Source organism: Thauera sp. SDU_THAU2 (assembly GCF_038260575.1).
Classification (GTDB): Bacteria; Pseudomonadota; Gammaproteobacteria; order Burkholderiales; family Rhodocyclaceae; genus Thauera.
In genome coordinates, this window is sequence record NZ_JBBWUN010000001.1 from 25,949 (window position 1) to 48,990 (window position 23,042).

Annotated in this window: 23 protein-coding genes and 8 pseudogenes; 26 read left to right on the forward strand and 5 right to left on the reverse strand. The window is 66.3% G+C overall.

Annotation, left to right across the window (positions count from 1 at the left end; translation table 11 throughout):
* Positions 1-369: 369 nt before the first annotated feature.
* From AAFL97_RS00180 to AAFL97_RS00225, 10 genes and pseudogenes are all read left to right on the forward strand, one after another.
* On the forward strand, positions 370-1,266 hold the full coding sequence (locus AAFL97_RS00180) for a glycine betaine ABC transporter substrate-binding protein (protein WP_341643219.1): 897 nt from the start codon (positions 370-372) through the stop codon (positions 1,264-1,266).
* 66 nt (positions 1,267-1,332) lie between these two features.
* Positions 1,333-2,340, forward strand: coding sequence for a quaternary amine ABC transporter ATP-binding protein (locus tag AAFL97_RS00185; RefSeq protein WP_341643220.1), 1,008 nt, complete (start codon positions 1,333-1,335; stop codon positions 2,338-2,340).
* A gap of 20 nt (positions 2,341-2,360) precedes the next feature.
* Positions 2,361-2,954, forward strand: coding sequence for a hypothetical protein (locus tag AAFL97_RS00190; RefSeq protein WP_341643221.1), 594 nt, complete (start codon positions 2,361-2,363; stop codon positions 2,952-2,954).
* Positions 2,927-4,318: an ABC transporter permease subunit gene (locus AAFL97_RS00195; RefSeq protein WP_341643222.1), complete on the forward strand. Its 1,392-nt coding sequence runs from the start codon at positions 2,927-2,929 to the stop codon at positions 4,316-4,318. The genes AAFL97_RS00190 and AAFL97_RS00195 overlap by 28 nt, the downstream gene beginning before the upstream one ends.
* A gap of 28 nt (positions 4,319-4,346) precedes the next feature.
* Complete coding sequence (locus AAFL97_RS00200; RefSeq protein WP_341643223.1) at positions 4,347-5,825, forward strand: GMC family oxidoreductase; 1,479 nt, start codon at positions 4,347-4,349, stop codon at positions 5,823-5,825.
* Positions 5,786-5,938, forward strand: coding sequence for a GMC oxidoreductase (locus tag AAFL97_RS00205; RefSeq protein WP_341643224.1), 153 nt, complete (start codon positions 5,786-5,788; stop codon positions 5,936-5,938). Before AAFL97_RS00200 ends, AAFL97_RS00205 begins: the two co-directional genes overlap by 40 nt.
* 38 nt (positions 5,939-5,976) lie before the next feature.
* A pseudogene (locus AAFL97_RS00210) lies at positions 5,977-6,564 on the forward strand (FAD-dependent oxidoreductase); the annotation flags it as partial.
* 44 nt (positions 6,565-6,608) lie between these two features.
* The gene (locus AAFL97_RS00215) at positions 6,609-7,259 is read left to right on the forward strand and encodes an FAD-dependent oxidoreductase (RefSeq protein ID WP_341643225.1); all 651 of its coding nucleotides are present in this window, start codon (positions 6,609-6,611) and stop codon (positions 7,257-7,259) included.
* 11 nt (positions 7,260-7,270) lie between these two features.
* Positions 7,271-7,684: a LysR family transcriptional regulator gene (locus AAFL97_RS00220; protein ID WP_341643226.1), complete on the forward strand. Its 414-nt coding sequence runs from the start codon at positions 7,271-7,273 to the stop codon at positions 7,682-7,684.
* A complete protein-coding gene (locus AAFL97_RS00225; protein ID WP_341643227.1) occupies positions 7,678-8,136 on the forward strand; it encodes a LysR substrate-binding domain-containing protein in 459 nt (152 codons plus the stop codon). The genes AAFL97_RS00220 and AAFL97_RS00225 overlap by 7 nt, the downstream gene beginning before the upstream one ends.
* 85 nt (positions 8,137-8,221) lie before the next feature.
* Here AAFL97_RS00225 and AAFL97_RS00230 read toward each other — a convergent pair whose 3' ends face one another.
* From AAFL97_RS00230 to AAFL97_RS24305, 3 genes and pseudogenes are all read right to left on the reverse strand, one after another.
* Positions 8,222-9,166: a threonine ammonia-lyase gene (locus AAFL97_RS00230; protein ID WP_341643247.1), complete on the reverse strand. Its 945-nt coding sequence runs from the start codon at positions 9,164-9,166 to the stop codon at positions 8,222-8,224.
* 182 nt (positions 9,167-9,348) lie between these two features.
* Positions 9,349-10,194: an aldehyde dehydrogenase family protein gene (locus AAFL97_RS00235; protein WP_341643228.1), complete on the reverse strand. Its 846-nt coding sequence runs from the start codon at positions 10,192-10,194 to the stop codon at positions 9,349-9,351.
* A gap of 55 nt (positions 10,195-10,249) precedes the next feature.
* Positions 10,250-10,852, reverse strand: a pseudogene (locus tag AAFL97_RS24305) (aldehyde dehydrogenase family protein); the annotation flags it as partial.
* Between the two features lie 304 nt (positions 10,853-11,156).
* Here AAFL97_RS24305 and AAFL97_RS00245 point away from each other — a divergent pair.
* Both AAFL97_RS00245 and AAFL97_RS00250 read left to right on the forward strand, forming a co-directional pair.
* Positions 11,157-11,660 carry a dihydrodipicolinate synthase family protein gene (locus AAFL97_RS00245; protein ID WP_341643230.1) on the forward strand — a complete coding sequence of 168 codons (504 nt, stop codon included), beginning with the start codon at positions 11,157-11,159 and terminating at the stop codon, positions 11,658-11,660.
* A gap of 40 nt (positions 11,661-11,700) precedes the next feature.
* Positions 11,701-12,129, forward strand: coding sequence for a dihydrodipicolinate synthase family protein (locus AAFL97_RS00250; RefSeq protein ID WP_341643231.1), 429 nt, complete (start codon positions 11,701-11,703; stop codon positions 12,127-12,129).
* Here AAFL97_RS00250 and AAFL97_RS00255 read toward each other — a convergent pair.
* Positions 12,110-12,873: pseudogene (locus AAFL97_RS00255) on the reverse strand (IS5 family transposase). The gene AAFL97_RS00250 and the pseudogene AAFL97_RS00255 sit on opposite strands and share 20 nt — an antisense overlap.
* Before the next feature lie 304 nt (positions 12,874-13,177).
* Between AAFL97_RS00255 and AAFL97_RS00260 the strand changes: the two are divergent.
* From AAFL97_RS00260 to AAFL97_RS00285, 6 genes and pseudogenes are all read left to right on the forward strand, one after another.
* Positions 13,178-13,741, forward strand: a complete 564-nt coding sequence (locus AAFL97_RS00260) for a hypothetical protein (RefSeq protein WP_341643232.1) — start codon at positions 13,178-13,180, stop codon at positions 13,739-13,741.
* A gap of 380 nt (positions 13,742-14,121) precedes the next feature.
* Positions 14,122-14,283 (forward strand): annotated as a pseudogene (locus AAFL97_RS24310) (hypothetical protein); the annotation flags it as partial.
* 556 nt (positions 14,284-14,839) lie between these two features.
* Positions 14,840-15,082: a methyl-accepting chemotaxis protein gene (locus AAFL97_RS00270; RefSeq protein ID WP_341643233.1), complete on the forward strand. Its 243-nt coding sequence runs from the start codon at positions 14,840-14,842 to the stop codon at positions 15,080-15,082.
* A gap of 54 nt (positions 15,083-15,136) precedes the next feature.
* Entirely contained in the window at positions 15,137-15,292 is a 156-nt protein-coding gene (locus AAFL97_RS00275; RefSeq protein WP_341643234.1) for a hypothetical protein, read from the forward strand.
* Between the two features lie 485 nt (positions 15,293-15,777).
* Positions 15,778-16,257 carry an RNA polymerase sigma factor gene (locus AAFL97_RS00280; RefSeq protein ID WP_341643248.1) on the forward strand — a complete coding sequence of 160 codons (480 nt, stop codon included), beginning with the start codon at positions 15,778-15,780 and terminating at the stop codon, positions 16,255-16,257.
* Between the two features lie 102 nt (positions 16,258-16,359).
* A pseudogene (locus AAFL97_RS00285) lies at positions 16,360-17,128 on the forward strand (IS5 family transposase).
* Positions 17,129-17,158: 30 nt separating this feature from the next.
* On the opposite strand, the pseudogene AAFL97_RS00290 reads toward AAFL97_RS00285, so the two are convergent.
* Positions 17,159-17,907: pseudogene (locus AAFL97_RS00290) on the reverse strand (IS5 family transposase).
* A 129-nt stretch (positions 17,908-18,036) separates the two neighbouring features.
* On the opposite strand from AAFL97_RS00290, the gene AAFL97_RS00295 reads away from it, so the two are divergent.
* The 8 genes and pseudogenes from AAFL97_RS00295 (at position 18,037) to AAFL97_RS00330 (ending at position 22,565) form a co-directional block, all read left to right on the forward strand.
* Positions 18,037-18,597: a DUF4880 domain-containing protein gene (locus AAFL97_RS00295; protein ID WP_341643235.1), complete on the forward strand. Its 561-nt coding sequence runs from the start codon at positions 18,037-18,039 to the stop codon at positions 18,595-18,597.
* A complete protein-coding gene (locus AAFL97_RS00300) occupies positions 18,576-18,716 on the forward strand; it encodes a hypothetical protein (protein ID WP_341643236.1) in 141 nt (46 codons plus the stop codon). The genes AAFL97_RS00295 and AAFL97_RS00300 overlap by 22 nt, the downstream gene beginning before the upstream one ends.
* Positions 18,717-19,077: 361 nt before the next feature.
* On the forward strand, positions 19,078-19,392 hold the full coding sequence (locus tag AAFL97_RS00305; protein ID WP_341643237.1) for an STN domain-containing protein: 315 nt from the start codon (positions 19,078-19,080) through the stop codon (positions 19,390-19,392).
* Positions 19,392-19,526 carry a TonB-dependent receptor plug domain-containing protein gene (locus tag AAFL97_RS00310; protein ID WP_341643238.1) on the forward strand — a complete coding sequence of 45 codons (135 nt, stop codon included), beginning with the start codon at positions 19,392-19,394 and terminating at the stop codon, positions 19,524-19,526. The genes AAFL97_RS00305 and AAFL97_RS00310 overlap by 1 nt, the downstream gene beginning before the upstream one ends.
* Positions 19,527-19,551: 25 nt before the next feature.
* Positions 19,552-20,913: pseudogene (locus AAFL97_RS00320) on the forward strand (TonB-dependent receptor domain-containing protein); the annotation flags it as partial.
* Positions 20,914-20,992: 79 nt separating this feature from the next.
* A pseudogene (locus AAFL97_RS24315) lies at positions 20,993-21,103 on the forward strand (hypothetical protein); the annotation flags it as partial.
* Positions 21,104-21,118: 15 nt separating this feature from the next.
* The gene (locus AAFL97_RS00325; protein WP_341643239.1) at positions 21,119-21,937 is read left to right on the forward strand and encodes an ATP-binding cassette domain-containing protein; all 819 of its coding nucleotides are present in this window, start codon (positions 21,119-21,121) and stop codon (positions 21,935-21,937) included.
* Between the two features lie 325 nt (positions 21,938-22,262).
* Entirely contained in the window at positions 22,263-22,565 is a 303-nt protein-coding gene (locus AAFL97_RS00330) for an O-methyltransferase (RefSeq protein WP_341643240.1), read from the forward strand.
* The last annotated feature ends 477 nt before the right edge of the window (positions 22,566-23,042 follow it).

The following is a 23,042-nucleotide window of genomic DNA, read 5'->3' on the forward strand; positions in this document are numbered from 1 at the left end:
CCCGCGAGGCTGCCGGGTCGGAACGGCGAGGAATCGGGTGCCGGGGAAGCCGGCGTTGCATCAACTCTGGATCGCAGCTTTCGCCGGTCATGGCGGGCCTTTCGCCTCATGCGGGTTCAACTGGCGCCGATAATGAGGATCAGGCCGCGCCGGAGAAAGCAAAAACCGTGAACACCCCTGAATGGAACGGTTACAGCTATAGGCACTAAATCCTTGTTTCCCAGAGACTTAAGGTGTCTTGATGTAAGCCCTCGTTACATGTTGTATCAGTTTCATTGATTGTAATTTTCGCCTCCCCTCGTAGTCTTGTCGCAGTCGCAAACAGCGGCACAACGCGGCCAAGACCGCGCACGAAAAGGGGAATTACGCATGTCCTACAAGCACATGATCATGAAGACGCTGGCGGCCGCGGCGCTGGCCGCGCTCTCTGTCCCGGCGGCCGCGGAGCCAGAGACCCGCTCGCCGATAAAGCTCTTTTTCGTCGGAGCCTCCGACAGCGATTTCATCAACGCCGTCTATGGCGAGGTGATCAAGGAATACGGATATCGCGTGCGATACGTCCGGTCCGACTTTTCGGCGCATTTCCTCGCGGTGGAAAACGGCGATATCGATATTACGCTCGGCGCCTGGCAGACCATTCCGGAAATGACCGAGGCCGCGCTCGCGACCGGCAAGGTCAAGAATTTCGGCCCGACCGGCGTCAAGGTCGTCGAGGGCTGGTGGTATACGAACGAGCTCGTGCAGTATTGCCCGGGCCTGCCGGACTGGACGGCGTTCAAGAACCCGGATTGCATCAAGGCGCTCGCCTCGGCCGATACCGCGCCGCTCGGACGCTATGTCGATGCGCCGGCCGACTGGGCGAGCGATTCCGCCGACTTCATCAAGAAGGAAGGCCTGCAGATCGCCAACGTCAATTCCGGATCGGCGGCCGCGCTCGTCACGGAGCTGAAGGCCGCCGTGGACCAGAAGAAGCCGTTTATGGGCTGGGGCTACGAGCCGCACTGGGTGATCAACGACACGCTCGGCAGCTACGTCCAGCGTCCGGGCTTCCGGCCGGTCAACGAGGTCCTCAAGCTCGGCAATATCGAGGCGACGAACAAGATCCCCAACGCGGTGCATATCCTCGAGAAATTCGTGCTCAGCCGGGAAGAGGTTGCCGCCGCGATGGACCGGGTCGACAATGGCGGCCTGTCGGTGGAGGACGCCGCCCGGGAATGGATGGCGGCGAACGAGGCGGTCTGGAAGGCGTGGCTCCCCGCCGACTGATCGATGTCGCAACAGGTGGTCGGCGGTCCGCCGCCTTCCGCTGTATCCCGTTCGTGGAGATGGCCGATGAGTGACGTGATCCTGCAAGCGCGCAACGTGTGGAAGGTCTTCGGAAAAGGGGCGAACGGCCTGCCCGGCGACCCCGGCGCCTGGGATGCGGCGGCCCTGCGACGGCAGGGCGGCGTCGTTGGCGTCCAGAACGCCACGTTCGATGTCCGGCGCGGCGAGAGCTTCGTCATCATGGGCCTCTCGGGCTCCGGAAAGTCGACGCTGCTGCGGTGCATGACCGGGCTTTATCCGGTCTCGGGCGGCAACGTCATCCTCGACGGCGTCGACCTTTCGCGCGCCTCGCGCGATGCCCTCGTTGCCCTCCGGCGGCAGAAGGTCGGCATGGTGTTTCAATCCTTCGCGCTGCTGCCGCATCTGACCGCGCTCGACAATGTCGCCTTTCCGCTGCAGGTCACCGGCGTTCCGCGCGCGGCGCGTCGGGAGCGGGCGGCGAAGGTCCTCGCCCTTGTCGGCCTGAACGGCCTTGAAGGCCGTTTCCCGTCCCAGATGAGCGGCGGCCAGCAGCAGCGTGTCGGCATTGCGCGAAGCCTGATCGCCGATCCCGCGGTCTGGTTCCTCGACGAGCCGTTCTCCGCGCTCGACCCGCTGATCCGGCGCGAGATGCAGGACGAGTTCATGCGCCTGCAATCCCAGCTCCAAAAGTCGATCGTCTTCGTGACCCATGATCTCGAGGAGGCCGTGCGGCTCGGTGACCGGATCGTCATCATGGCCGAGGGCCGAATCCTCCAGATCGGCACGCCGGAAGACGTGATCATGAACCCCGCGACCGACTATGTGCGGCGTTTCGTTTCCGGCATGCCGAAAAGCCGCGTGGTGCGCGTCGGCCGCATCATGCAGGACGCCTCAAACGCACCGGAGCCCACCGTCGCGACCATCGCGGCGAGCGCGACCTTGAGCGAGGTGCTGCCTCGCCTCCTGCAATCCTCCGGCCCGGTGCCGGTTGCCGACGCCGATGGCAGGATCGTCGGCACCGTCGATCGCAACGAGGTCGTGGCATGGCTTTGAGCATGGCTGGAACCCGCCCCGTGACCGTCAATGTCCGCCATCTCGCCTTCGGGCTCTGCCTGCTGGCGGCGCTCGCGATCTGGCTTGCCTCCTTCGAGGTCCCGGCGCTCTTCCGCTGGCCGCAGGCGGCCATCCTGCCGCTCGGCGAATGGCTGAACGGCGCCCTGATCCACCTGCTGCGGGAGACGACGATCGGCGGAACGACGATCACTGAAGTTTCTCGTTTCGTGGCGGAAACCGCGGCCTGGCCCGTGACTTGGCTGATCGAGGCGATGAATGAGGGGCATTTCTACGACCTGTCGAACGGCGGCGAATTCTGGCTGGCGCCGCCGCCCGCGCTTGGCGTCGCGCTCGCGCTCGTCCTCTTCACCCATGCGCTCGGCGGCAAGGGACCGGCCGTCATGGCCATCGCCACCTTCGCCTTCACCATGCTGCTCGGCCTCTGGCCCAGCACGCTGACGACACTGATCGCGGTACTGTTCTCCGTTCTGGTCAGCGTGGCGGTCGGCGTGCTCCTCGGCATCTGGGCCTGCCGGAGCGCGCGGGTCTCGGCGATGCTGTCGCCGGTCTATGATTCCTCCAGACCGTGCCGGTCTTTTCCTATCTCGCCGTGATCATCCTCGTCTTCGGCTTCGGGCAGGTCGCGGGCCTCATCGCCACGGTCATTTTCTCGATGCCGCCGATGGCGCGGGCGACCGAACTGGCGTTGAAAGGGGTGCCGACGGAGCTCCAGGAACTGTCGGAGATCGCCGGATGCACGCCGCGCCAGAAGCTCTGGCTCGTCGACCTGCCGGCGCGCGCGCCGGTTCTGCTGCTCGGCATCAACCAGGTGATCATGCTGTCGCTCGCCATGGTCATCGTGACGTCGGTCATCGGCGCCGGGGGCCTCGGCGCGGATGTGATCTCGAGCCTCAGGTCGATGCGCCTGACGGAAGCCCTGCTTGCCGGCCTCGCCATCACCTTCATCGCCATCGTGCTCGACCGCGCCACGCGGGCCTGGGCGGCAGGCGGCGAGACGCACCGAATCCTCGGGTTCGCGAGCTGGAAGTCCGGCCTTGTCGTCCTTGCCGCTGCCATCGTCTTCGGCATCCTCTTTCCGGAAGTCGGCCTGCTCGAGGACAGGCCGATCATCAGCCTCGGCCGCCAGCTCGATCAGGCGCTGAACGCGTTCAACGTCGCCGCCGGGCCGACGCTCACCGGCTTCCAGAATATCCTCATCACCTGGGTCCTGCGGCCCGTCCGCGAAGGCCTCGCGGCCATGCCCTGGGGAACGGTGGCGCTCGCGCTCGCCGCGCCGGCATTGCTTGCCGGGCGGTTCCGGCTCGCCGTGACCATCGCCGCCCTGCTGGCGCTCATCGCCGCCTTCGGGCTCTGGGACAAGGCGATGATCTCGCTCTACCTCGTCGTGCTGTCGATCGCCGGTGCGTTCCTCATCGGCTTTCCGTTCGGCGTGCTCGCCGGTCTCTACAATGGCGTCAACCGCTTCGCCACCATGGTGGTCGACCTCATCCAGACCCTGCCGACCTTCGTCTATCTGATTCCGGTCGTGGCCCTCTTCGGCGTCGGCGACTTCGCCGCCCTGCTGGCGATCCTGGTCTTCGTCATTGCTCCGATCGTGCGCTATACCGCGGCAGGCCTCCGGCAGGTGCCCGAGCCGCTGTCGGAAGCGGCGACCATGGTCGGCTGCACGACGATGCAGCGGCTGCGCTACGTCCTGATGCCGGCCGCGCTGCCGCAACTGATCCTCGGCCTGAACCAGGCGGTCATGCTCGGCTTCTCCATGCTGGTCATCACCGCGCTCGTCGGCTCGCGCGGCCTGGAAGAGACGACGCTCGTCGCCGTCTCGAAGGTTCGGCCGGGAGACGGGTTGATCGCCGGCTTCGGCATCGCCGTTCTCGCGATCGTGCTCGATCGCCTGCTCGGTCTTGCGGCACAGGCGGCCGAGCGCCGCTTCACGCCCGCGCGTGGCGGCCACTGACGCGGTTCATACGAAGGGGAACTCACTCATGCAGACATTCGACTTCATCGTCGTCGGCGCGGGATCGGCCGGCTGCGCGCTCGCCTACCGGCTGAGCGCCGATCCATCCCGCAGCGTCCTTCTCCTCGAGGCGGGGCCGCGCGACTGGAACCCGCTGATCCGCCTGCCCGTCGGCGAGGCGCTGACGATCGGCGGATCGATCGACTGGCAGTTCAAGACGCAGGCCGAGCCCGGCCTCGACGGCCGCACGCTCGACGCGCCGCGCGGCAAGGTTCTGGGCGGCTCGTCCGCCATCAACGGCCAGCTCTATGTGCGCGGCCATGCGGGCGATTTCGACGAATGGGAAAGCCTTGGCCGCCCCGGCTGGGGCTACGGGGACGTGCTGCCCTATTTCCGGCGTGCCGAAAGCTGGGCCGGCGCACCAGACCAGGCGCGCGGCACGATGGGCCCCCTGAAGACCATTCTCGGCCGCTATCGCACGCCGCTCTACGAGGCCTTCCTGGCGGCCGGCGCCGAACGGGGCTACGGCCTCAGCGAGGACTACAATCGCGGCGACACGGAAGGTTTCGCCTGGGCGCAGTTCACCCAGGAGCACGACCGGGCCCGCCGCTGCTCGTCGGCGCATGCCTATCTGAACGCGGCGGCCGGAAGGAAGAACCTCACCGTCCGCACCGGCTGCCAGGTCACGGCGCTGACATTGTCCGGCCGGACCTGCACGGGGCTCACCTATGTCCAGCGTGGCAGGACCGAAACGGTCGCGGCGGGCGAGGTGATCCTCTCCGCCGGCGCCTACCAGTCCCCGCAGATCCTGATGCTTTCCGGCATCGGCGCCGGCGCCGATCTCAAGGCCGCCGGCGTCGCGCCGAAGCACGACCTTCCCGGCGTCGGACGAAATCTCCAGGACCATTGCGGCGGCCTGATCCAGTCCATGTGCCGCGAGCCGATGACCTATCACCAGTTCCGCAACCTGTTCCGCGCGCTCGGCGCGATCTGGGACCTCTATGTGAATGCGCGCGGCCCGCTGTCCGTCTTCCCGATGAACGCGGTCGCCTTCCTGCGCAGCGATCCGGGCGAGCCGCGCCCGGACCTGGAATTCCTGTTCTTTCCCGTGGCGACCGATCTGCGCGGCGGCACCAACCGCTACGCCGCCTTCAACGGCTATGCGATCACCTGGGGCATCATGCGGCCGCGTTCGCGCGGGTCCGTGACGCTCGCCTCGTCCGATCCGCTGGCGAAGCCGAAAATTCAGCACAACTATCTAACCGATCCGCACGACGTGAAGGTCAACAACGCGGGATTCCGGATCGCCCGCGAGCTGAACGCAACCCGGGCCTTCGACCGCTTTCGCGGCGAGGAGGTGGATCCCGGTCCCGATTGCGTCTCCGAGGAGGATATCTCGGCCTACAACCGTCGCACGATCGAAGCCATTTTCATCCGTCGGGCAGTTGCCGCATGGGCAGCGACGGCATGGCGGTCGTCGATCCCTCGCTTCGCGTCCACGGCCTGACGGGACTGCGCGTCGCCGATGCCTCGATCATGCCGCGCGTCACCTCCGGCAACACCAATGCACCTTCCATCATGATCGGCGAGCGGGCGGCTGATATCGTGCTGGCAGGTTGAGGGCAGGGTCCGGGGAGACAGTCTTGGCAAGGATCGTGGTGATCGGCGCCGGTGTCGTCGGAGTGGCGACGGCCTGGCGGCTTTGCAAGGCCAGCCACGCCGTCACCCTCGTCGATCGCAACGACGGACCGGGCGGCGGCGCGAGCCGGCGCAACGGGGCGCAGCTCAGCTATTCCTATTGCGATGCCCTGGCCTCGCCGGCCCTCTTGGCACGGATGCCTGGCATCCTCGCGGGACGGGATCCGGCCTTTCGGGTGCGGTTTCCGGCCGATCCCCGGTTCTTCGTCTGGGGAATGCGCTTCCTGATGAATGCGTCGGAAACGGCGAGCCGGCGCAATACCCGGGCATTGCTCGCCATGGCCGCGCAGACCGAGCGGCTGTTGCCGGACCTGCTTCGCGAGTTCCCGCTCGATTTCGATTATGCGGTGGCGGGCAAGCTCGTGCTTTGCCAGGATCGGGACAGTTTCGAGAAGGCGGCCGGGCAGGTGGCCCTGAAGCGTGCCGGCGGCTTCGAGGCCGAGCGGGTGACGCGGAGCGAGGCGGAGCGGCTCGAGCCCGCGCTGGCCGGATATGCGCACGGATCTCGAGGGCGCCATCTACAGCCCGAAGGACGCCGTGGGCAATCCCGAGCGCTTTTGCGAAACGCCGACGCAGGCGCTCGCCGGCCATTATGGGCTCCGGACGCTTTACCGCGCGGGAGGCGAGCGAAATCCTCGCGCCGGGCGACAGGGTGGCAGGCGTCCGGTTTCATGCGCGCGACACGGAGCCCTGCGACGCGGTCGTCGTCGCGACAGGCTACGGCACCGGCTTGCGCGGCGCCGGGCTCGGCGGCTCCGCCATCTGGACGGTGCAGGGATATTCGCTGACGGCAAGGGCGAAACCAGATGCGATGCGCGTCTCGGTCACTGATCCGAAGCGGCGTCTCGTCTTCGCCCGCCTCGGCGAAACGGTGCGGGTCGCGGGTATCGCGGATATCGGGCCGCGTGAATTCGCCTTCGACCAGAGCCGGTTCGATACTTTCCGGGCGGCTGCCCGTAGCTGTTTTCCCGGCGCCTACGACGCGGCGGATGCCGAGGGCTGGAGCGACGCGCGACCATGCGCGCCGGACTCCCGGCCGTTGATCGGCCGCGGCAAGGTGAGAGGTCTCTATCTCAACCTCGGCCATGGTGCCTGCGGCTGGACATTGTGCCTCGGCGCAGCCGATCGCGGTGGCGCGCACCATCGCCGAAGACATCGCTTGAGCACCCGTGCCGACTGCGCTACGATTTTGATCGCTGCCAAGGGATATGCGGCTGCGGCTAGGATGATCTGGTGCCCATGAAGCTTCCGCCAATGAACACATTGGCCACGTTCAGCGTCGCAGCCCACCGGCTGAACTTCTCCCACGCAGGCGAAGACCTGAACATTACCCACGCCGCCGTCAGCAACCAGATGAAGCGCCTCGAAGACTGGTTCGGTCGCAAGCTGTTCGAACGTTCGGGCCGGGGCCTCAAGCTCACGGCTGCCGGCGAGGAGCTGCTGCGATCGGGTCGACGCGTCGCTTTCCATCATCGAATCGACAAGCCAGAAGCTGCGTATCTCGCGCGACCGCCGCCAGATCTTCGTCGCCTGCCTGCCGTCGATCGCCACGCGATGGCTGGTGCCTCGCCTCGGCGACTTCATCAAGCGCCAGCCGGGCATATCGGTCGAGCTCTCCCTATGCGGAGGCCTACCAGAGTTTCGACCCGGAGCGGCACGACGTGCTGATCACCCATCTGAACCGCCTGCCGGACCATGCGCAGGTTCTGCCGATCTTCAACCGGGCGAACAAACCGGTCGCAAGCGCCGCCTATGTGCGCGAGCACAAGGACGCGTTCGACGGGCGGCTGGAGAACACGCGTCTCCTGCACGATGCCTCGATGCAAGCCTGGGAGGACTGGTTCGCCGTCGCCGGCTTCCGGCCGAAGCGCTTCACGCACGGGCCGGTCTTTCCCGACTTCAATTATCTCTTCGCCGCCGTCCTGGCGGGGCAGGGGGTCGCGCTCTGCCCCGTCGAGGTCTTCGGCTGGGAGATCGCCCGCGGCGATCTCGTCGTCCTCTCGGACATCGCGACCTGCACGGACGAGAGCTACTATATCGTCACCACGGAACGGCGCCCTCCGGCGGTCACCCAGTTCGTCAAGTGGTTCGCGAAGCGGGTTTCGGAGCCGCTTGTCTAATAGGCGCCGACGAGCCCGTATTTCGACACGACGAATTGCGCCGTTGCGAGCAGGGCGACGACCGCCACGACGATGGCGTATCTGATCAGCCGGTCGGTGGGCGTTTCGTTTGATCCCACGATCGCCTCAGGCTTGCCGGCCAAGCGCGCGCATGAACATCTGCTCGTCGACATTGCCTCCGCTGCAGACGATGCCGAGGGTGCGACCCTCGACGGGGAGGCGGCCGGACAGGGACCGCCGCGAGCGCGGTCGCGCCGCCCGGCTCCAGGACGACCTTGAGCGAACGCCATGCCTCGTGCATCGCCGCCAGGACCGCCTCGTCCGTGACCGAGACGCCGTCGGCGCCGTGGCGGCGCAGGATGGGCAGCGTGAGCTCTCCCGGCGCATTGGACAGGAGCGCGTCGCAGATGGATCCGGACAGGCGCGTGTTCCGATAGACCGTGGTGCCCTCGAGCGAGCGCGCCATGTCGTCGAAGCCCTCCGGCTCCACCGTCGTCACCCTCGCCGACGGGGAAACGCCGGACAGGGCGAGCGCGCAGCCGGCCGCAAGGCCGCCCCCGCTGCACGGAATGGCGAGGGCGTCGAGCCGCGCGTCGAGGGCTCCTGCCTGCTCCACCATTTCGAGCGCGACGGTGCCCTGCCCGGCGATGACGAACGGATTGTCGAAGGGGGCGATCAGCTGGTAGCCGCGCTCGCGGACGACTTCGGCGCCGATCGCCGCCCGGTCGTCGCGTTCCCGGTCGTAGAGCACGACCTCGGCGCCGTTCGCGCAGGTCTGATCGACCTTGGTCCTCGGGGCGTCGCCCGGCATGACGATGATCGCCGGGATGTCCATCAGCGCCGCCGCCGTCGAGACGGCGATCGCATGGTTGCCCGAGGAAAAGGCCACGACGCCGGCGAAGCGCGCGTCGAAGCCGCCCAGGATGGCGTTGAGCGCGCCGCGGAACTTGAAGGCGCCGCCGACCTGCATCGCGTCGAGCTTGAAGAGGAGCCGCCCGCCGAATCGGGCATTGAGCGCCGCCGATTCGATGAGGGGGTGATGCGGGCCCGACCGCGAATTCTCTCACGCGCCCGCAGCACATCCGAGTGGCAGAGGTCAGGAGAATGGGTCACGGTCGCTCCTCGTTTGGGCCGCGCGAGACGGCCTTGCCTTCCTGCCCCTATTACCAGCACGTTTCCGTCGGGTGGCCAAATCCCCGGTCGCCGCCCGGCTCAGGCGTTGATGGCCGAGATCAGCAGCGATTTCGTTTCGAGGAAGTGATCCATCTGCTCCGCGCCGAGATCCTTGCCCATGCCCGACAGGCCGAGGCCGCCGAACGGGAAGGAGGGATCGAGAAAGCCGTGGCCGTTGACGTAGATCGTGCCGGCGTCGATTGTATCGGCCACGGCCAGGACCCTGCCGATATCGCGGGAATAGATCGCCGCGCCGAGGCCGTAACGCGTATCCCGCGCGAGCCGCACGATCTCCTCCGGTCCGTCGGCAACAGTGAAGGCGAGCACCGGGCCGAAGATTTCCTCGCGCCAGACCGGATGATCGGTCGGCGCGTTCTCGACGATGACGGGGCCGACGAAATTCCCCTGGTTCTGCTCGCTCGAACGATCGATGGCGAAACGGAGCTTGTCCTGCCGCGCGCGCTCGACGAAGGAGAGGACCTTTGCCCGGTGCTGGGCGGAGACCAGCGGACCCATGGTCGATTCCGGGTCGAGTCCCGGCCCGGGCCTGACCGCCGCGGCCTTCTCGACCAGGCGACCGAGAACCTCGTCCGCGATCGTCCTGTCCACGATGGCGCGCGAGGAGGCGTCGCACACCTGGCCGGCATTGAAGAAGATGCCGTTGAAGAGCCCCTCGACGACGAGGTCGATATCGCTGTCCGCAAAGACGAGCGCCGGCGACTTGCCGCCGAGCTCCAGCGTCATCCGCGTCATGTTGCTTATGGCGGCCGTCCCGACGACCCGGCCGGAGGCGGTCGAGCCGGTGAAGCTGACCTTGTTGATGCCCGGATGGGAGACAAGGGCCGAGCCGGTGACCGAGCCGCTGCCGTTGACGACGTTGAACACGCCCGGCGGGGAACCCGGCCTCGCGAATGAGCTCCGCGAGCCGCAAGGCGCCGATCGGGGTCACCTCGCTCGGCTTGGCGACGACGGTGCAGCCGGCCGCAAAGGCGGCGGCCATCTTCCAGATCAGGGTCTGGAGGGGAAAGTTCCACGGCGCGATCGCCGCGACGACGCCGACTGGCTTCTTCAGCGTCATGCCGAAGACGCTCTGGTCATAGGAAGCCATCGCGCCGGTGCGGCCGGAGATCTTCGTCGCCCAGCCGGCGAAATATTGCAGGACCTCGATCGCCTGGCCGATGTCGATTGCGTAGGATTGCTGGCGAAGCTTGCCGGCGTCGATTGTCTCCAGGAAAGCAAGCTCCTCCTGATGCTTGATCAAGAGGTCGGCGAGCTTGAGGATCAGCCCCTGCCGGTCCAGCGGACGGAGCCGGCTCCAGTCGCCCTCGAACGCCGCGCGTGCCGCACGCACGGCCTGATCGACCACTTCGGGACCGGCTTCGAACGTCTGGGTGACTACGCTGCCGGTACTTGGCTCGTAAACGTCGACCGGCTTGCCGGAGGCGACGGCTTCGTCGGCGATCCAATGGGTGACCGGCCGCGTCGCTAGCTCAGCCAGGCGGGCTGGAACGGACCATTGACTGAAATAGGCCTGGATATCCACGATGTCGCTCTCCTTAATGACGGATCGCAGCGGATACTGTCACCGGGACGGCCGTTTCAAAATCAAAATCGGCTTACGGTCCTTGCTGTAAAAGTTACAGATGAGGGGAGGGGAATACCTTTTCTCTTTCTGTTACAGTGACTTGAGCGTGGGCTGGCCGCCGATCTGTAAGCTCGCTTTGCAGATGGGCACGGGTTTATTTGCTTCCCGCCCGCGGCACCATTGATTAGCTTGATCGACAGCAAGGCCGCGCCGGAGACGCGCGGGCCAAGCAACGTCAACAGGCATGGAAGGACGGCCAGACGTGACTTTCAATACCCAATCCGGCGGCGTCTATTCCATCGCCACCACCCCGTTCCTGGAAGACGGATCCATCGACTTAGCCTCGATCGACAGGCTGACGGATTTCTACGAGGAGAGCGGCTGCACCGGTGTCACCATTCTCGGCATCATGGGCGAAGCGCCGAAGCTGGAGCCCGAGGAAAGCCGCGCCATCGTCAGGCGTGTCGTCTCCCGGACGAGGATCCCGGTCATCGTCGGCGTGTCCGCGCCGGGCTTCGCCGCCATGCGGTCGCTGGCGCGCGACTCGATGGACATGGGCGCTGCCGGCGTGATGATCGCGCCGCCGTTGGCGCTTCGCACCGACGACCAGATCGTCAATTACTTTTCCGGCGCCGTCGAGGCTGTCGGCGACGACGTGCCTTGGGTGCTGCAGGATTATCCGCTCACCCTGACGGTGGTGATGAGTCCCGGCGTGATCGCCAGGATCATCTCCAACCATCCGTCCTGCCTGATGCTGGAAACATGAGGACTGGCCGGGGCTGGAGAAAATCTCGACGCTGCGCGCCATGCAGAAGGCCGGCGAACTGCGTCCCTTCTCGATCCTGTGCGGCAATGGCGGCCTGTTCCTCGACTTCGAGCCGGAGCGCGGCGCCGATGGGGCGATGACCGGCTATGGTTTCCCGGACATGCTGACCGAGTTGCTCACCCTGTTTGCCGCCGGCAAGCGTGACGAGGCGCACGACCTCTTCGACGCGCATCTGCCGCTGATCCGCTACGAGCAGCAGCCCAGCATCGGCCTTGCCGTGCGCAAGCACGTGCTGAAGCGGCGCGGCTTGATCGCCGCCGACGCGCAACGCAAGCCGGCGCAGATACTGACCCCTGCCGCCAAGGCCGAGGTCGACTACCTCCCCAGCCTCATCGCCCCCTCCGACAAAAGAGCCCCCCCTTCCCTACCCGCCCCGCTAGGGTCCGGACTCAATTGCACCAATATATGAGAGCGGCTGCGATAAGGGCGCTGGCGAGGAAGTTCCTGGCGAGTTTGTCGTATCGGGTGGCCACCCGTCTCCAGTCCTTGATGCGACACCAGAGGCGCTCGACGAGGTTGCGGGCCTTGTAGGCGGTACGGTCGTAAGCGATGCGCGCCCTGCGGCTGGCTGTCGAGGGGATGACGACCTCGGCGCCTTGGGCAGCAATCGCCGCACGGATGGCGTTGGTGTCGTAACCGCGGTCGGCGATGAAGCGGTCGAAACGGCCGTTTGCCGCCTCGATCAGCGTGCCGGCCATGGTCATGTCATTGATGTTGCCGGCCGACAGCATGAGCAGGCGCGGCCTGCCTTGAGCGTCGGTTAGTCCGTGGAGTTTGCTGGTCCGTCCGCCGCGCGAGGTGCCGATGGCTTGCGCGAAGGCCCCCTTTTGCGCCAGCAGCCGATCGGGTGCGCCTTGATGTGGGTGGCGTCGACAGCGACCGTTCCCCACACGCCGCTGTGCCCGGTCAGAGCTTCGAACATGCCCAGCCAGATGCCTTGTCGGCTCCAGCGGTTGAAGCGATTGTAGACCGTCGTGTAGGGGCCGTATTCGGGCGGGCAGTCACGCCAGCGCGCACCGCTCTTGAGCATATGCACGATACCAGAGATCACTCGCCGGTCATCCACGCGATGCGCACCCTTGCGCCCATGCGGTAGCAAAGGCTCAATCCGAGCCCATTCCGCATCGCTCAGCCACGTCAATTGCCGCTTCATCAAAGCCTCCATTCCAACGGAAAACTTCAAGCAGCAAATCCAACCGGCGCCAACCCTATTGAGTACGGAGCCTAGTTCATGAAAGGAAGGGGGGGGGGGTAGGCGGAATGGCATCTCCGGCTCCATGAGTGCGTCTCATCCGCGTCCATGGGGTTCGATATGGATTTGTTCGGAATGCCCAAAAATGCGGCAATGGAGGGGGGAATTCGTTAAGCATGGCGGCATAGTTTGCCGCCTCGGGGCCGTGCGGCTTCGAGGAAGGGGATCCGTCGGCATCTGCGGCGGATGTTTGAGGACAGGGGACATGCTGTTTAATTCGACCACCAGCCGTAATATTTTCGCGGTCGCCGCCTGCGGCCTGGTCGCCACCATCGCGGCTTCAGCCGTATTGTTCTACCGCTCTTACGAGGACGTGCGCGCCACCAGCCTCGACCGCATGCGCCAGATCGCAAAGGCGGAGGCGCTGGTGTCGGAAAAGCGGATCGGCGGCACCGTCCATATCATCGACGGGCTCGGCGCGGTCCTGGAGACGATGAAGGCGGACGGCGAGCCGGACCGCGGCAGGGCCGACCGGGTTCTCCACCATATGCTCGAACGCAGTCCCGACATCCTGGCGCTCTGGACCGGCTGGGAGCCGAACGCCTTCGACGGCCGGGACGCCGATTTCGTCGATGCGAAGGGCTACGATTCCATCGGGGCGCTACGTGCCTTATTTCGTTCGCGGCGAAGACGGCAGGATATCCAGCACCGCGCTCACCGACTATGCGGTGCCCGGCCCGGGCGACTTCTACCAGCAGCCCTTCACGCAGCAGAAGACCGTCGTCATCGAGCCCTATCCCTATGCCCATCGACGGCAAGGACGTGCTGATCACCTCGGTCTCCAAGCCGATTGTCGTCGAAGGCAGGACGCTGGGCGTCGCCGGCCTCGACCTGTCGCTTGTCGAAACGAGCAAGGCACTCTCGGCCGTCCATCCCATGGAGACGGGCTATGTCAGCCTGGTGAGCGGCGGCGGCAGGATCGTTGGCCACCCCAATGCGGAGCTGATCGGCAAGAGCCTCGCCGAAGGCGGCGCGGAAACGGCCGGATGGGCCGAGCTCGTCGCCGAGCCGGGCGCCGAGCACGAGATCGCCGCGCCCGACGGCACGGCCTATCTCGCCGTCGCTTCGCCGGTCGCGCTCACGCCGGAGATCACCTGGTATGCGATCATCGCCGTTCCCAAGGGCACGGTCTTCGCGCAGCTGAACGCGATGATATGGGATGCGGCCCTGATCGTCGCCACCGCGGCGGCGCTGCTCGCGCTTGCCGGCTGGCTGATCGCGCGGCGCTTCATCGGCCGCATCGCCAATATCATCGGCGAGACGGCGCAGATCGCCAAGGGCGATCTCGCGCTCGAACTGAAGGACAGCAAGGTCGAAGACGAGATCGGCGATCTCGCCCGCTCGCTCGAGGTGCTGCTCGAAAACAACCGGGAGAAGGCGCGCCTCGAGCAGGGAGGCGGACGCCAATCGCAGCCTCGGCGAGGAAGAGCGCATCGCCCGCGAGCGCAAGGCGGCGAAGGAAGCGGCGGATATCAAGTTCGCGGTCGACAGCCTTGCCGGCGCCCTGTCGAAGCTGGCCGGCGGCGACATGTCCTGCCGCATCGACAGCCCTTCGTGGCGCACCTCGACCGCCGTGCGCGGGACTTCAACGGCTCCGCCGCGCACCTGCAGGACGCGCTCCGCGAGTGGGCGGAGAACGCCCGCGGCATCGACGCCGGCGCGAACCAGATCCGCGCGGCCGCCGACGACCTGTCGCGGCGCACCGAGCAGCAGGCCGCCTCGGTGGAGGAGACCGCCGCCGCGCTGGAGGAGATCACCGCCACCGTCGCGACTCCACCCGGCGCGCCGAGGAGGCCGCGAGCTGGCTCGTCGGCCCGCGCGTCGGCGCGGAGCATCGGGCGAGGTCGTGCGCCACGCGGTGGAGGCGATGGAGAAGATCGAGCAATCCTCCAGCGAGATCACCAAGATCATCGGCGTCATCGACGAGATCGCCTTCCAGACCAACCTCCTGGCGCTCAACGCCGGCGTGGAGGCAGCGCGCGCCGGCGAGGCCGGCAAGGGCTTCGCCGTCGTGGCGCAGGAGGTGCGGGAGCTCGCGCAGCGCTCGGCCGATGCCGCGCGCCAAGGAGATCAAGGCGCTCATCACCACCTCCGGCCAGCAGGTCGGTGAGGGCGTCGCGCTCGTCAGCGACACGGGCCGCGCGCTGGAGGTCATCGTCGCGAGGTGCAGGAGATCAACGAGCACATCGCCGCCATCGTAGAAGCCGCGCGCGAACAGTCGTCCGGCCTCCAGGCAGATCAACACGGCCGTCAACACATGGACCAGGGCACCCAGCAGAACGCCGCCATGGTCGAGGCAGACGACCGCCGCCAGCCATAGCCTCGCCATGGAGGTCCGCGCGTTGAACCAGCTCCTCGGGCAGTTCAGGCTGGGCATCAATGCCGGGGTCCAGCGCCCTGTCGGCCGGGCCGCCTGACGGCTCTCGCGGCCCTGTCGATTGTCGCGATACGCATCCGGGTTGGCCCGGATGCGGCTTCGATGACCCATGTCGGCATCGCGCCGCCCTGACGATGACGGTGCGGGACCACCGACGCTCTCCTCATTGTTGCCGAAGCGCAACGTCGTGTGAAAAACGCCGACGGCCCGGATATCCGCCGGCAATCGGGCGGCGGGACTGCCGTCAATAAAATCAAGCACTAAACATGACATTTTGAGGCAGGATTCATTTCGGAGGATGGGATCCCTGCGTATCACCGCCTTTGCGTGGATTTCTTTCCTCCTTATAGGTCGCTGTCGGCGCCGAAGGCGGGCTTTGTCGTTTTGTCATGGACTGGCGTTGAGCAGACTGAACATCCGGAAAACTGATCGCTACCTTCGCAAGGTCCGGCCGCGGCTGGAGGCCGGCGCGCACGGGCAACCGGGCAGCGGCCGAGGACCTGGTGCAGGACGCCTGGCTGAAGCTGGAGGCCGCGCGGCCGGAACAGGCGATCGACAATCCGGTCGGCTACATCACCCGCGTCGCCAACAACCTCGTCGCCGATCATATGCGCAAGGAACGCCGCCGCGCCGCGATCGACGGCGAGATCGCCGACCTGCTCTGGGACGATGTGGATGCCGTCTCGCCGGAACGCGCCCTGATCGGCCGGGAAAACCTGAGGACCGTGCGCGCCGCCCTCGACGAGCTGCCGGAGAAGACACGGCGCATCTTCCTCATGAACCGCATCGAGGGCATCCCGCATCGCCGGATCGCCGAGAGGCTCGGCATCAGCGACGAGGCGGTCTATTACCACATCCGCCGCGCACTGGAGCAGCTGGCGGCGCTGCGCGACGATCTCGTCGACTGAACTTTTTTCTGAAGTTTCTCTAGGTTCAATCGACATTCAGGATTCAGTTCTGTCGGTGAGTGTGATTCATAGGTTTCCAGATTGATTGATCTGGAGACCATGATGTTGAAGCCCAAGCGGTACGAACTGACGCCTGAACAATGGCGGCGGATCGGGGATTTGCTCCCCGGCAAGCCCAGTGATCCAGGCCGTTCGGGGAGCGATAATCTCACCTTCGTCAACGGTGTGCTTTGGGTGCTGCGCTCGGGCGCGCATTGGCATGATCTTCCCGAGCGCTACGGCAAATGGAAGACCGCCCACAAGCGCTTCACACGATGGGCGAAGGCCGGTGTGTGGGAGCGCGTCTTCGCCGACCTCATCGACGATCCCAAGAACGATTATGTCAGTCTCGACTCGACCCTTGTACGCGCCCATCAACAGGCAGCCACCGGAAAGGGCGGCGGCCAAAAAGGGGGGATCAGGCTCTGGGGCGTTCCCGAGGAGGACTGACGACCAAAATACACATGGCCGTGGATGCACTCGGCCGGCCACTGAAGCTGATCCTTACACCCGGCCAGCGCGGCGACGCGCCCTGGCCCCGGCCCTGCTCGAAGGTCTTTCGCCACGTCGCGTGCTGGCCGACAAGGCCTATGATTCCAATGCTCTTCGCAGCCTTATCGCCAGCATCGGCGCCGAAGCGGTCATCCCTTGCAACCCCACCCGAAAGACGCTGATCCCTTACGACTTCGAGGCCTACAAGGTCCGTAACACCATCGAGCGCTGTTTCAACAAGCTCAAGCACTTCAGACGCATCGCAACACGCTTCGACCGCCACGCGACACACTTCCTAAGCTTCCTGCAAATCGCCGCAGCAATACTGTGGATGCGATGAATGTCGATTCAGCCTAGGGCTCGTGGGGGTTCACCGGGAATTGATGACAGCGGCTGCGAGGTAGATCATGGCTGAGAAGCTACGGTCTGTTTTGCACGCCCGCATGGCGATGCCCTGAACTCTTTGAGCTTGCAGAGAAGTTCTCGATAAGGTGGCGCCATTTGTAGAGATCGCGGTCGAGAGGCAGTGGTCTGGCGCGACGCGGATGTTGAGAGATGACGATCTTGGCGCCGCGTTCGTTGAGATCGGCGAGGATGGCGTCGCTGTCGAAGGCCTTGTCAGCGATCAGGCCGCCAAAGGCGATGCCGTTGAGCAATGGCGGGACGCCCACCGTGTCGAAGCGGTGGCCCGGCATGAGGCGGAAGCGGACCAGATTGCCCAGCGCGTCGGTAAGCGCGAGGATTTTGGTCGTCATACCGCCTTTGGAGCGCCCGTGGCCTGGCTCTGAGTCCCCCTTTTGCACCTTGACCGTGCCGGTGGACCTTCGCGATCGTCGCATCGACCATGGCATATTCCATGTCCGGTTCGTTCGAGCACGCCTCGAAAAGCCGGACGAAGATATCCGGCTGCGCGCCAATCTCTGAAACGCCGGAAGGCCGTGCTCCAATTGCCGAAATGCGCAGGCAGGTCGCGCCAAGGACTACCCGTTCGTGCAATCCAGAGCACGGCTTCGACAAAACGGCGATTGTCGCTGCCGCTCCGGCCAGGGTCGCCACGCTTCCCAGACAGTGCGGCTCCATCTTCGCCCACTGGGCGTCCGTCAAAACATATCGATCCATCCAAAGCGTGATCACATCTCACGCACTTTGTGAATCCCCACAGACCTTCGAGCAAGGCGCGCCTTCGCGCGCGTCTATAGAAGCGCCCGACTCCGGGCGCCCTGAGCCGATCTCTGTTGCAAAGCCTGAATGGACGAACGAGACAAACGCTCCGAAACGGACCGCCGGATTGCCCTGGATGCGCGCGACTGGATCGTGCGCCTCACATCCGGCCATGCCAGCGAGGCGGATCTCCAACGCTTCCGGGCCTGGCGCGACGATGCGCCGGAGCACCGAAGGGCGTTCGAGCGCGAGCGCCTGTTCTGGCGGCAGTTACAGGCCCTCGACGGAACGCTGGACGTCGTGCCGCCCCATCGCGTGGCCCGGCAACCGGCGATCGGCCGGCGGGCCTTCCTGATCGGCGGCGGCGCGGCGGCGGCGGCCGCGGTCGCCGCCATTACGGTGACGGGAAGGCCTCGTCCGCGTCTCCGGCGGGCCGGGGCAGGCGGAAAGCGTCGAGGTCGAGGCCGCCAGCGCGAGCGCTATGCCGCCAACGGCCGTCCGGGCGGGGTGACGCCGGTCGATACGGATGCGGAGCTCGCCTGGCGCACCGGCCGGGTCATCTTCGAGGGACGCCCCTTCGCGGGCGCGGTCGCCAGCTCGGCCGCTAGGTGCCCGAGCGGATCGTCATGGCCCCCGGCATCGACGTAGATGTGCCGGTGAGCGGGATCTTCTCCGCCGACGAGGCGCTCGCCGCGGTGCAGGCGCTAACAAAGACGCAAGGCTTCACGGCGCGCCGCGTTCCGAGCGTGCTGATCGTCATTTCCTGACCGTCGATAAAACTTCTCAAAAAAAGTTTACTTTCTGTCTTTAGGCAAAGCCTTCCCTCGCGCGTCAATGGGGTGAAGGGACAGGGTGGAAGCGACCGCTCCCTTCGATCTGGGGGCCGCATGGCCATTTTGCAGTGAGAGGGGTTCGATGAACGACGTGAATGCGCGACGAGGGTTCTTGCCGGGGAGATCGCCGGCTGCTCACCACGCTCATGATGGGCACGGCGCTGTGGCTCGGCGCATTTCCGACGCTCCTCAGCGGCGATGCAGACCGCCGCGCAGACGGCGCGTGCCCACCGTTTCGACATTCCGGCCCAGCCCTCAACCGGGTTCGCTACGCGCCCTCGCCGAGCAGACCGGCGTGCAGATCGCCTATGAGACCGCGGTCGCCTCGGGCGCGACCGCGCCGGCCGTGCAGGGCACGATGAACACGGAGCAGGCGCTGGCGCGGCTCTTGTCCGTTTCCGGCCTGCGCTACAGCTTCACTAATGCCAACACGGTGACGATCCTCGATCCCGCCGTCGCCGTGGAGGAGGGCGGGTCCGATCCGGGCGCAACCATGCTCGACACCATCACCGTCACCGCCGGCGGCTTCTCCCAGTCGGTGATCGAGGCGCCGGCGAGCGTCACGGTCATTCCCGCCGAGGAGCTGGAGCGCCGGCCCTACGCTCGCTGATGGACGCGGTGCGCCATGTCGAGGGCGTCACGATGATCGGCGGCGACAAGAGCGACATCTCGATCCGCGGCATGCCCGCCGCCGGCACGCCGATCATGATCGACGGCCGCCGCCGAACAGCACGCGCGAGCTGAACCCCAAGGGCGGCAACGCCGTGGACGACAACTGGATCCCGCCGATCGGCACGCGGTGGAGCGTATCGAGGTGGTGCGCGGCCCGATGTCCTCGCGCTACGGCTCGGACGCCATGGGCGGCGTCATCAACATCATCACCAATAAGGTCGCGGACCGCTGGTCCGGCTCGGTCGGCGCGGACATGACGATCCAGGGCCACTCGCGCTCGGGCAACGCCTATCAGGGCGATTTCTACGTGACGGGCCCCATCGTGCCGGACCTCCTCGGCCTCCAGCTCTGGGGCTACAGGACCTCGAGGAACGAGGACAGGATTCCCGGCGGCTTTAACGACAACGACAATATCAACGGCACCGCGCGCGGCTCTGGTACACGCCGACCCCGGACCACGACTTCATGCTCGAGGCGCACCGCAGCCGGCAGGAATACCTGGAAACGCCCGGAAAGAGCGCCACCGGCCCCTCTCGAACGTCTATCGCGACTACCAGCGCGAAAGCTACACCTTCGCCCATACCGGCCGCTGGGGCGAAGGCGACCTCGCAATTCTCCTATATCTACGACCACGGCTCGCGCGACGCCTTCACCGACGGCCTCGCCGATAGCTGGATGCCGGACCTCACCAACCACGCTCGACGGCAGCATCGTCACGCCGCTCGGCGACAGCCACATGCTGAGCGTCGGCGGCCAGTGGCGGCGCCAGAGCCTCGACATCGGCGGCATGCGCAACGGCAACCTGCCGCCGTTGCCGGACGGCTCGCCGGCGACCGGGCAGCTCATGGCCAAGGTCGACCAGTGGGCGCTCTTCGTCGAGGACGAGTGGAAGCTCACCGACAGCTTCGCGCTGACGGGCGGCGCGCGCTACGACGACAACTCGATCTTCGGCGGCCACGTCTCCCCGCGGCTCTACGCCAACTGGCAGGCCTCGGACAACTGGGCGATCAAGGGCGGCGTCGCCACGGGCTTCGTCGCGCCGACGATGCAGCAATACGTCCCCTATATCGGCAACGGCCAGCGCGGCGGCGCGACCACCTGGGGCAATCCGGACCTGCGGCCGGAAACCAGCCTCAACAAGGAAATCGGCATCTACTACGACAACCTCGACAACTTCTCGGCCAACGTCACCTATTTCCACACGGACTATAAGGACAAGATCGCCAACACCGGCTCGCGTTGCCTCAATGCGCCGAGCGGCCAGCCTTCGGACGTGAACGGCTGCTGGGTCGGGCCGGACGGGCGGCCGATGAGCGTCTATTTCAACGTCCCCAAGGCGACCATCCAGGGCGTGGAACTCGCCGCGCGCTGGACGATGACCGAGACGCTGGCGCTGAGCGGCAGCTATACCTATACGGACTCGAAGATGCAGACGGCGGGGATCAGCATCTACGGCTTCCCGCTCGACCAGGCCGACGGGCTGGCGCCCGTCCTTCAACGGCACCATCGGCCTCGTCATCCCGCACCTCTTCCGGCTGATGATCGGCCCGGCGCATCGTCTGCTGATCCCGTTTTCGGCGGCCGACGGGGCGCTGCTCGTCATGCTGGCCGACCTTGCGGCGCGCACGCTCGACCCGCCGTCGGAAATCCCCATCGGCGTCATCATGGGCTCGCTCGGCGGGCCGTTCTTCCTGTGGATGATCTATCGCAGCCGTCGCCTCGAATCTCCGCCTCATGATCGAGCTTCGCGACGTCACCGTCTCCATCGAGGGGCGCGACCTTCTCCACAAGGTCACCCTATCCTGCGCGCCGGGCTCGCTCACCGCGCTCGTCGGGCCGAACAGGGCGGGAAAATCCCGCTGCTCTCGGTCGTCGCCAGCGACCGGAAGACCGATGCCGGCGAGGTCCTGCTGAAAGGCGGCAGATCGGCCGCTACAGCGTGCACGCGCTGGCAGCTCCGCTCGGTCTTTCCGCAGGGCTCGGTCATCCGTTTCGGCTATACGGTGGAGGAGGTGGTGGCGATGGGCCGCGCCTTCCGCGACCTGCCGCCCGACGAGGACGAGGCGGCCGTGCTCGGGGCGCTGAGGACCTCGGAGGTCGAGCACATGGCCTTTCGCAACGCCCAGACGCTCTCCGGCGGCGAGCAGGCCCGCACCACCTTCGCCCGCGTCGTCGCGCAGGTCACCCCCATCGTGCTCCTCGACGAGCCGACCGCCGCCCTCGACCTTCGCCACCAGGAACGGGTTCTGGCCACCGCGAAGGCCATGGCGAAGGAAGGGGCGACGGTCGTCGCGGTGCTGCACGACCTCAACCTCGCCGCCGCCTTCGCCGACCGGGTGGTTTTGCTGAGCGACGGGGCATCGCCGGAAACGGCCCGCCGTGGGACGTGCTGCAACAGGAGCGCATCGAAACCGTTTACCGCCAGAGCATCCGGTGCGCGGCTGTCCCGTCGTCCTGACGACATAGAAGGAAGTTTTCCATGACCTGCACCCTTTACCGCGCCGATGTCGCGGCCACGCGCGCGCGAGCACGCCGCCGCCCGCCGCCAGCGCGAGGAGCGGATCGCCGCCGCCGAGGCCGGCGCGCCGCCGGTCTCCGCCCGCGATTTCCGCACCTCGGAGATCCACCGCACGTCCTATCTCTCCATCGGCCCTCGGCAGGGCAGCTTCCTCTACGGCGCGGCGCGGGCGAGCGGGGCGAGGACCATCGTCGAGTTCGGCAGCTCCTTCGGCATATCGACGATCTATCTCGCCGCCGCCGCTTGCGACAACGGCGGCACGGTGACCGGCTCGGAGTTCCATCGAAAAGGTGGAGAAGGCCGGCCGCAACCTTGCCGATGCCGGCCTTGCCGGCGTGGCGATGATCCGCGGCGGCGATGCGCGCGAGACGCTCGCCGATATCGAGGGGCCCATCGACCTCCTGTTCCTCGACGGCGCGAAGGAGCTCTACCTGCCGATGCTTTCGATGCTGGAGGACAGGCTGAAGCCCGGCGCGCTGGTCATCGCCGACAATGCCGACATGCTGGCGGAAGACGACGACTTCCTGCGCCATGTCGGCGCGGGGAGCGGCAGCGCTACGTCACCGCGCTCATCGGCTTCCACAAGGGCTTGATGAGCCATTCCCTTTTCCTCGGCTGAGCTTTCGCCAAGACGGCGGGGAGCGTGCCCTTTTCCCCGCCGGCAGGACCTGTTGTCCCGCCGAAAGGGCGATGGCCACCTGTACCGCAAGAACCGCACCATGGGCCTTTCCCTAACGGCCTGATCGCACCGCGAGGCCGCGGGGGCTTCCTCTTGCGGCTTACCCAACTTTACCCAAAGCGCGCGCTTCTTTCCCCCGGCGCTTCATCCCAGCGGATATCACCGATGCAGGTGGACCTGGGAGTGGAGCGGTTCGCCATTGAACAAACTGGCTGAACGCCAAGGGAGGATAGCATGCGCAATTCATTGGCTGCTTTGCGACGACGCGCGTCGCGTTGCGAAAGGGGTCCTGTTCGGCTCCGTGCTGCTGGCCACGACGGGGATGGCGACGGTCGCGGCGCGGGCCGAGGGCATCGACTGGCGCCAGTTCGAGGAACGGCGATCACCTGGG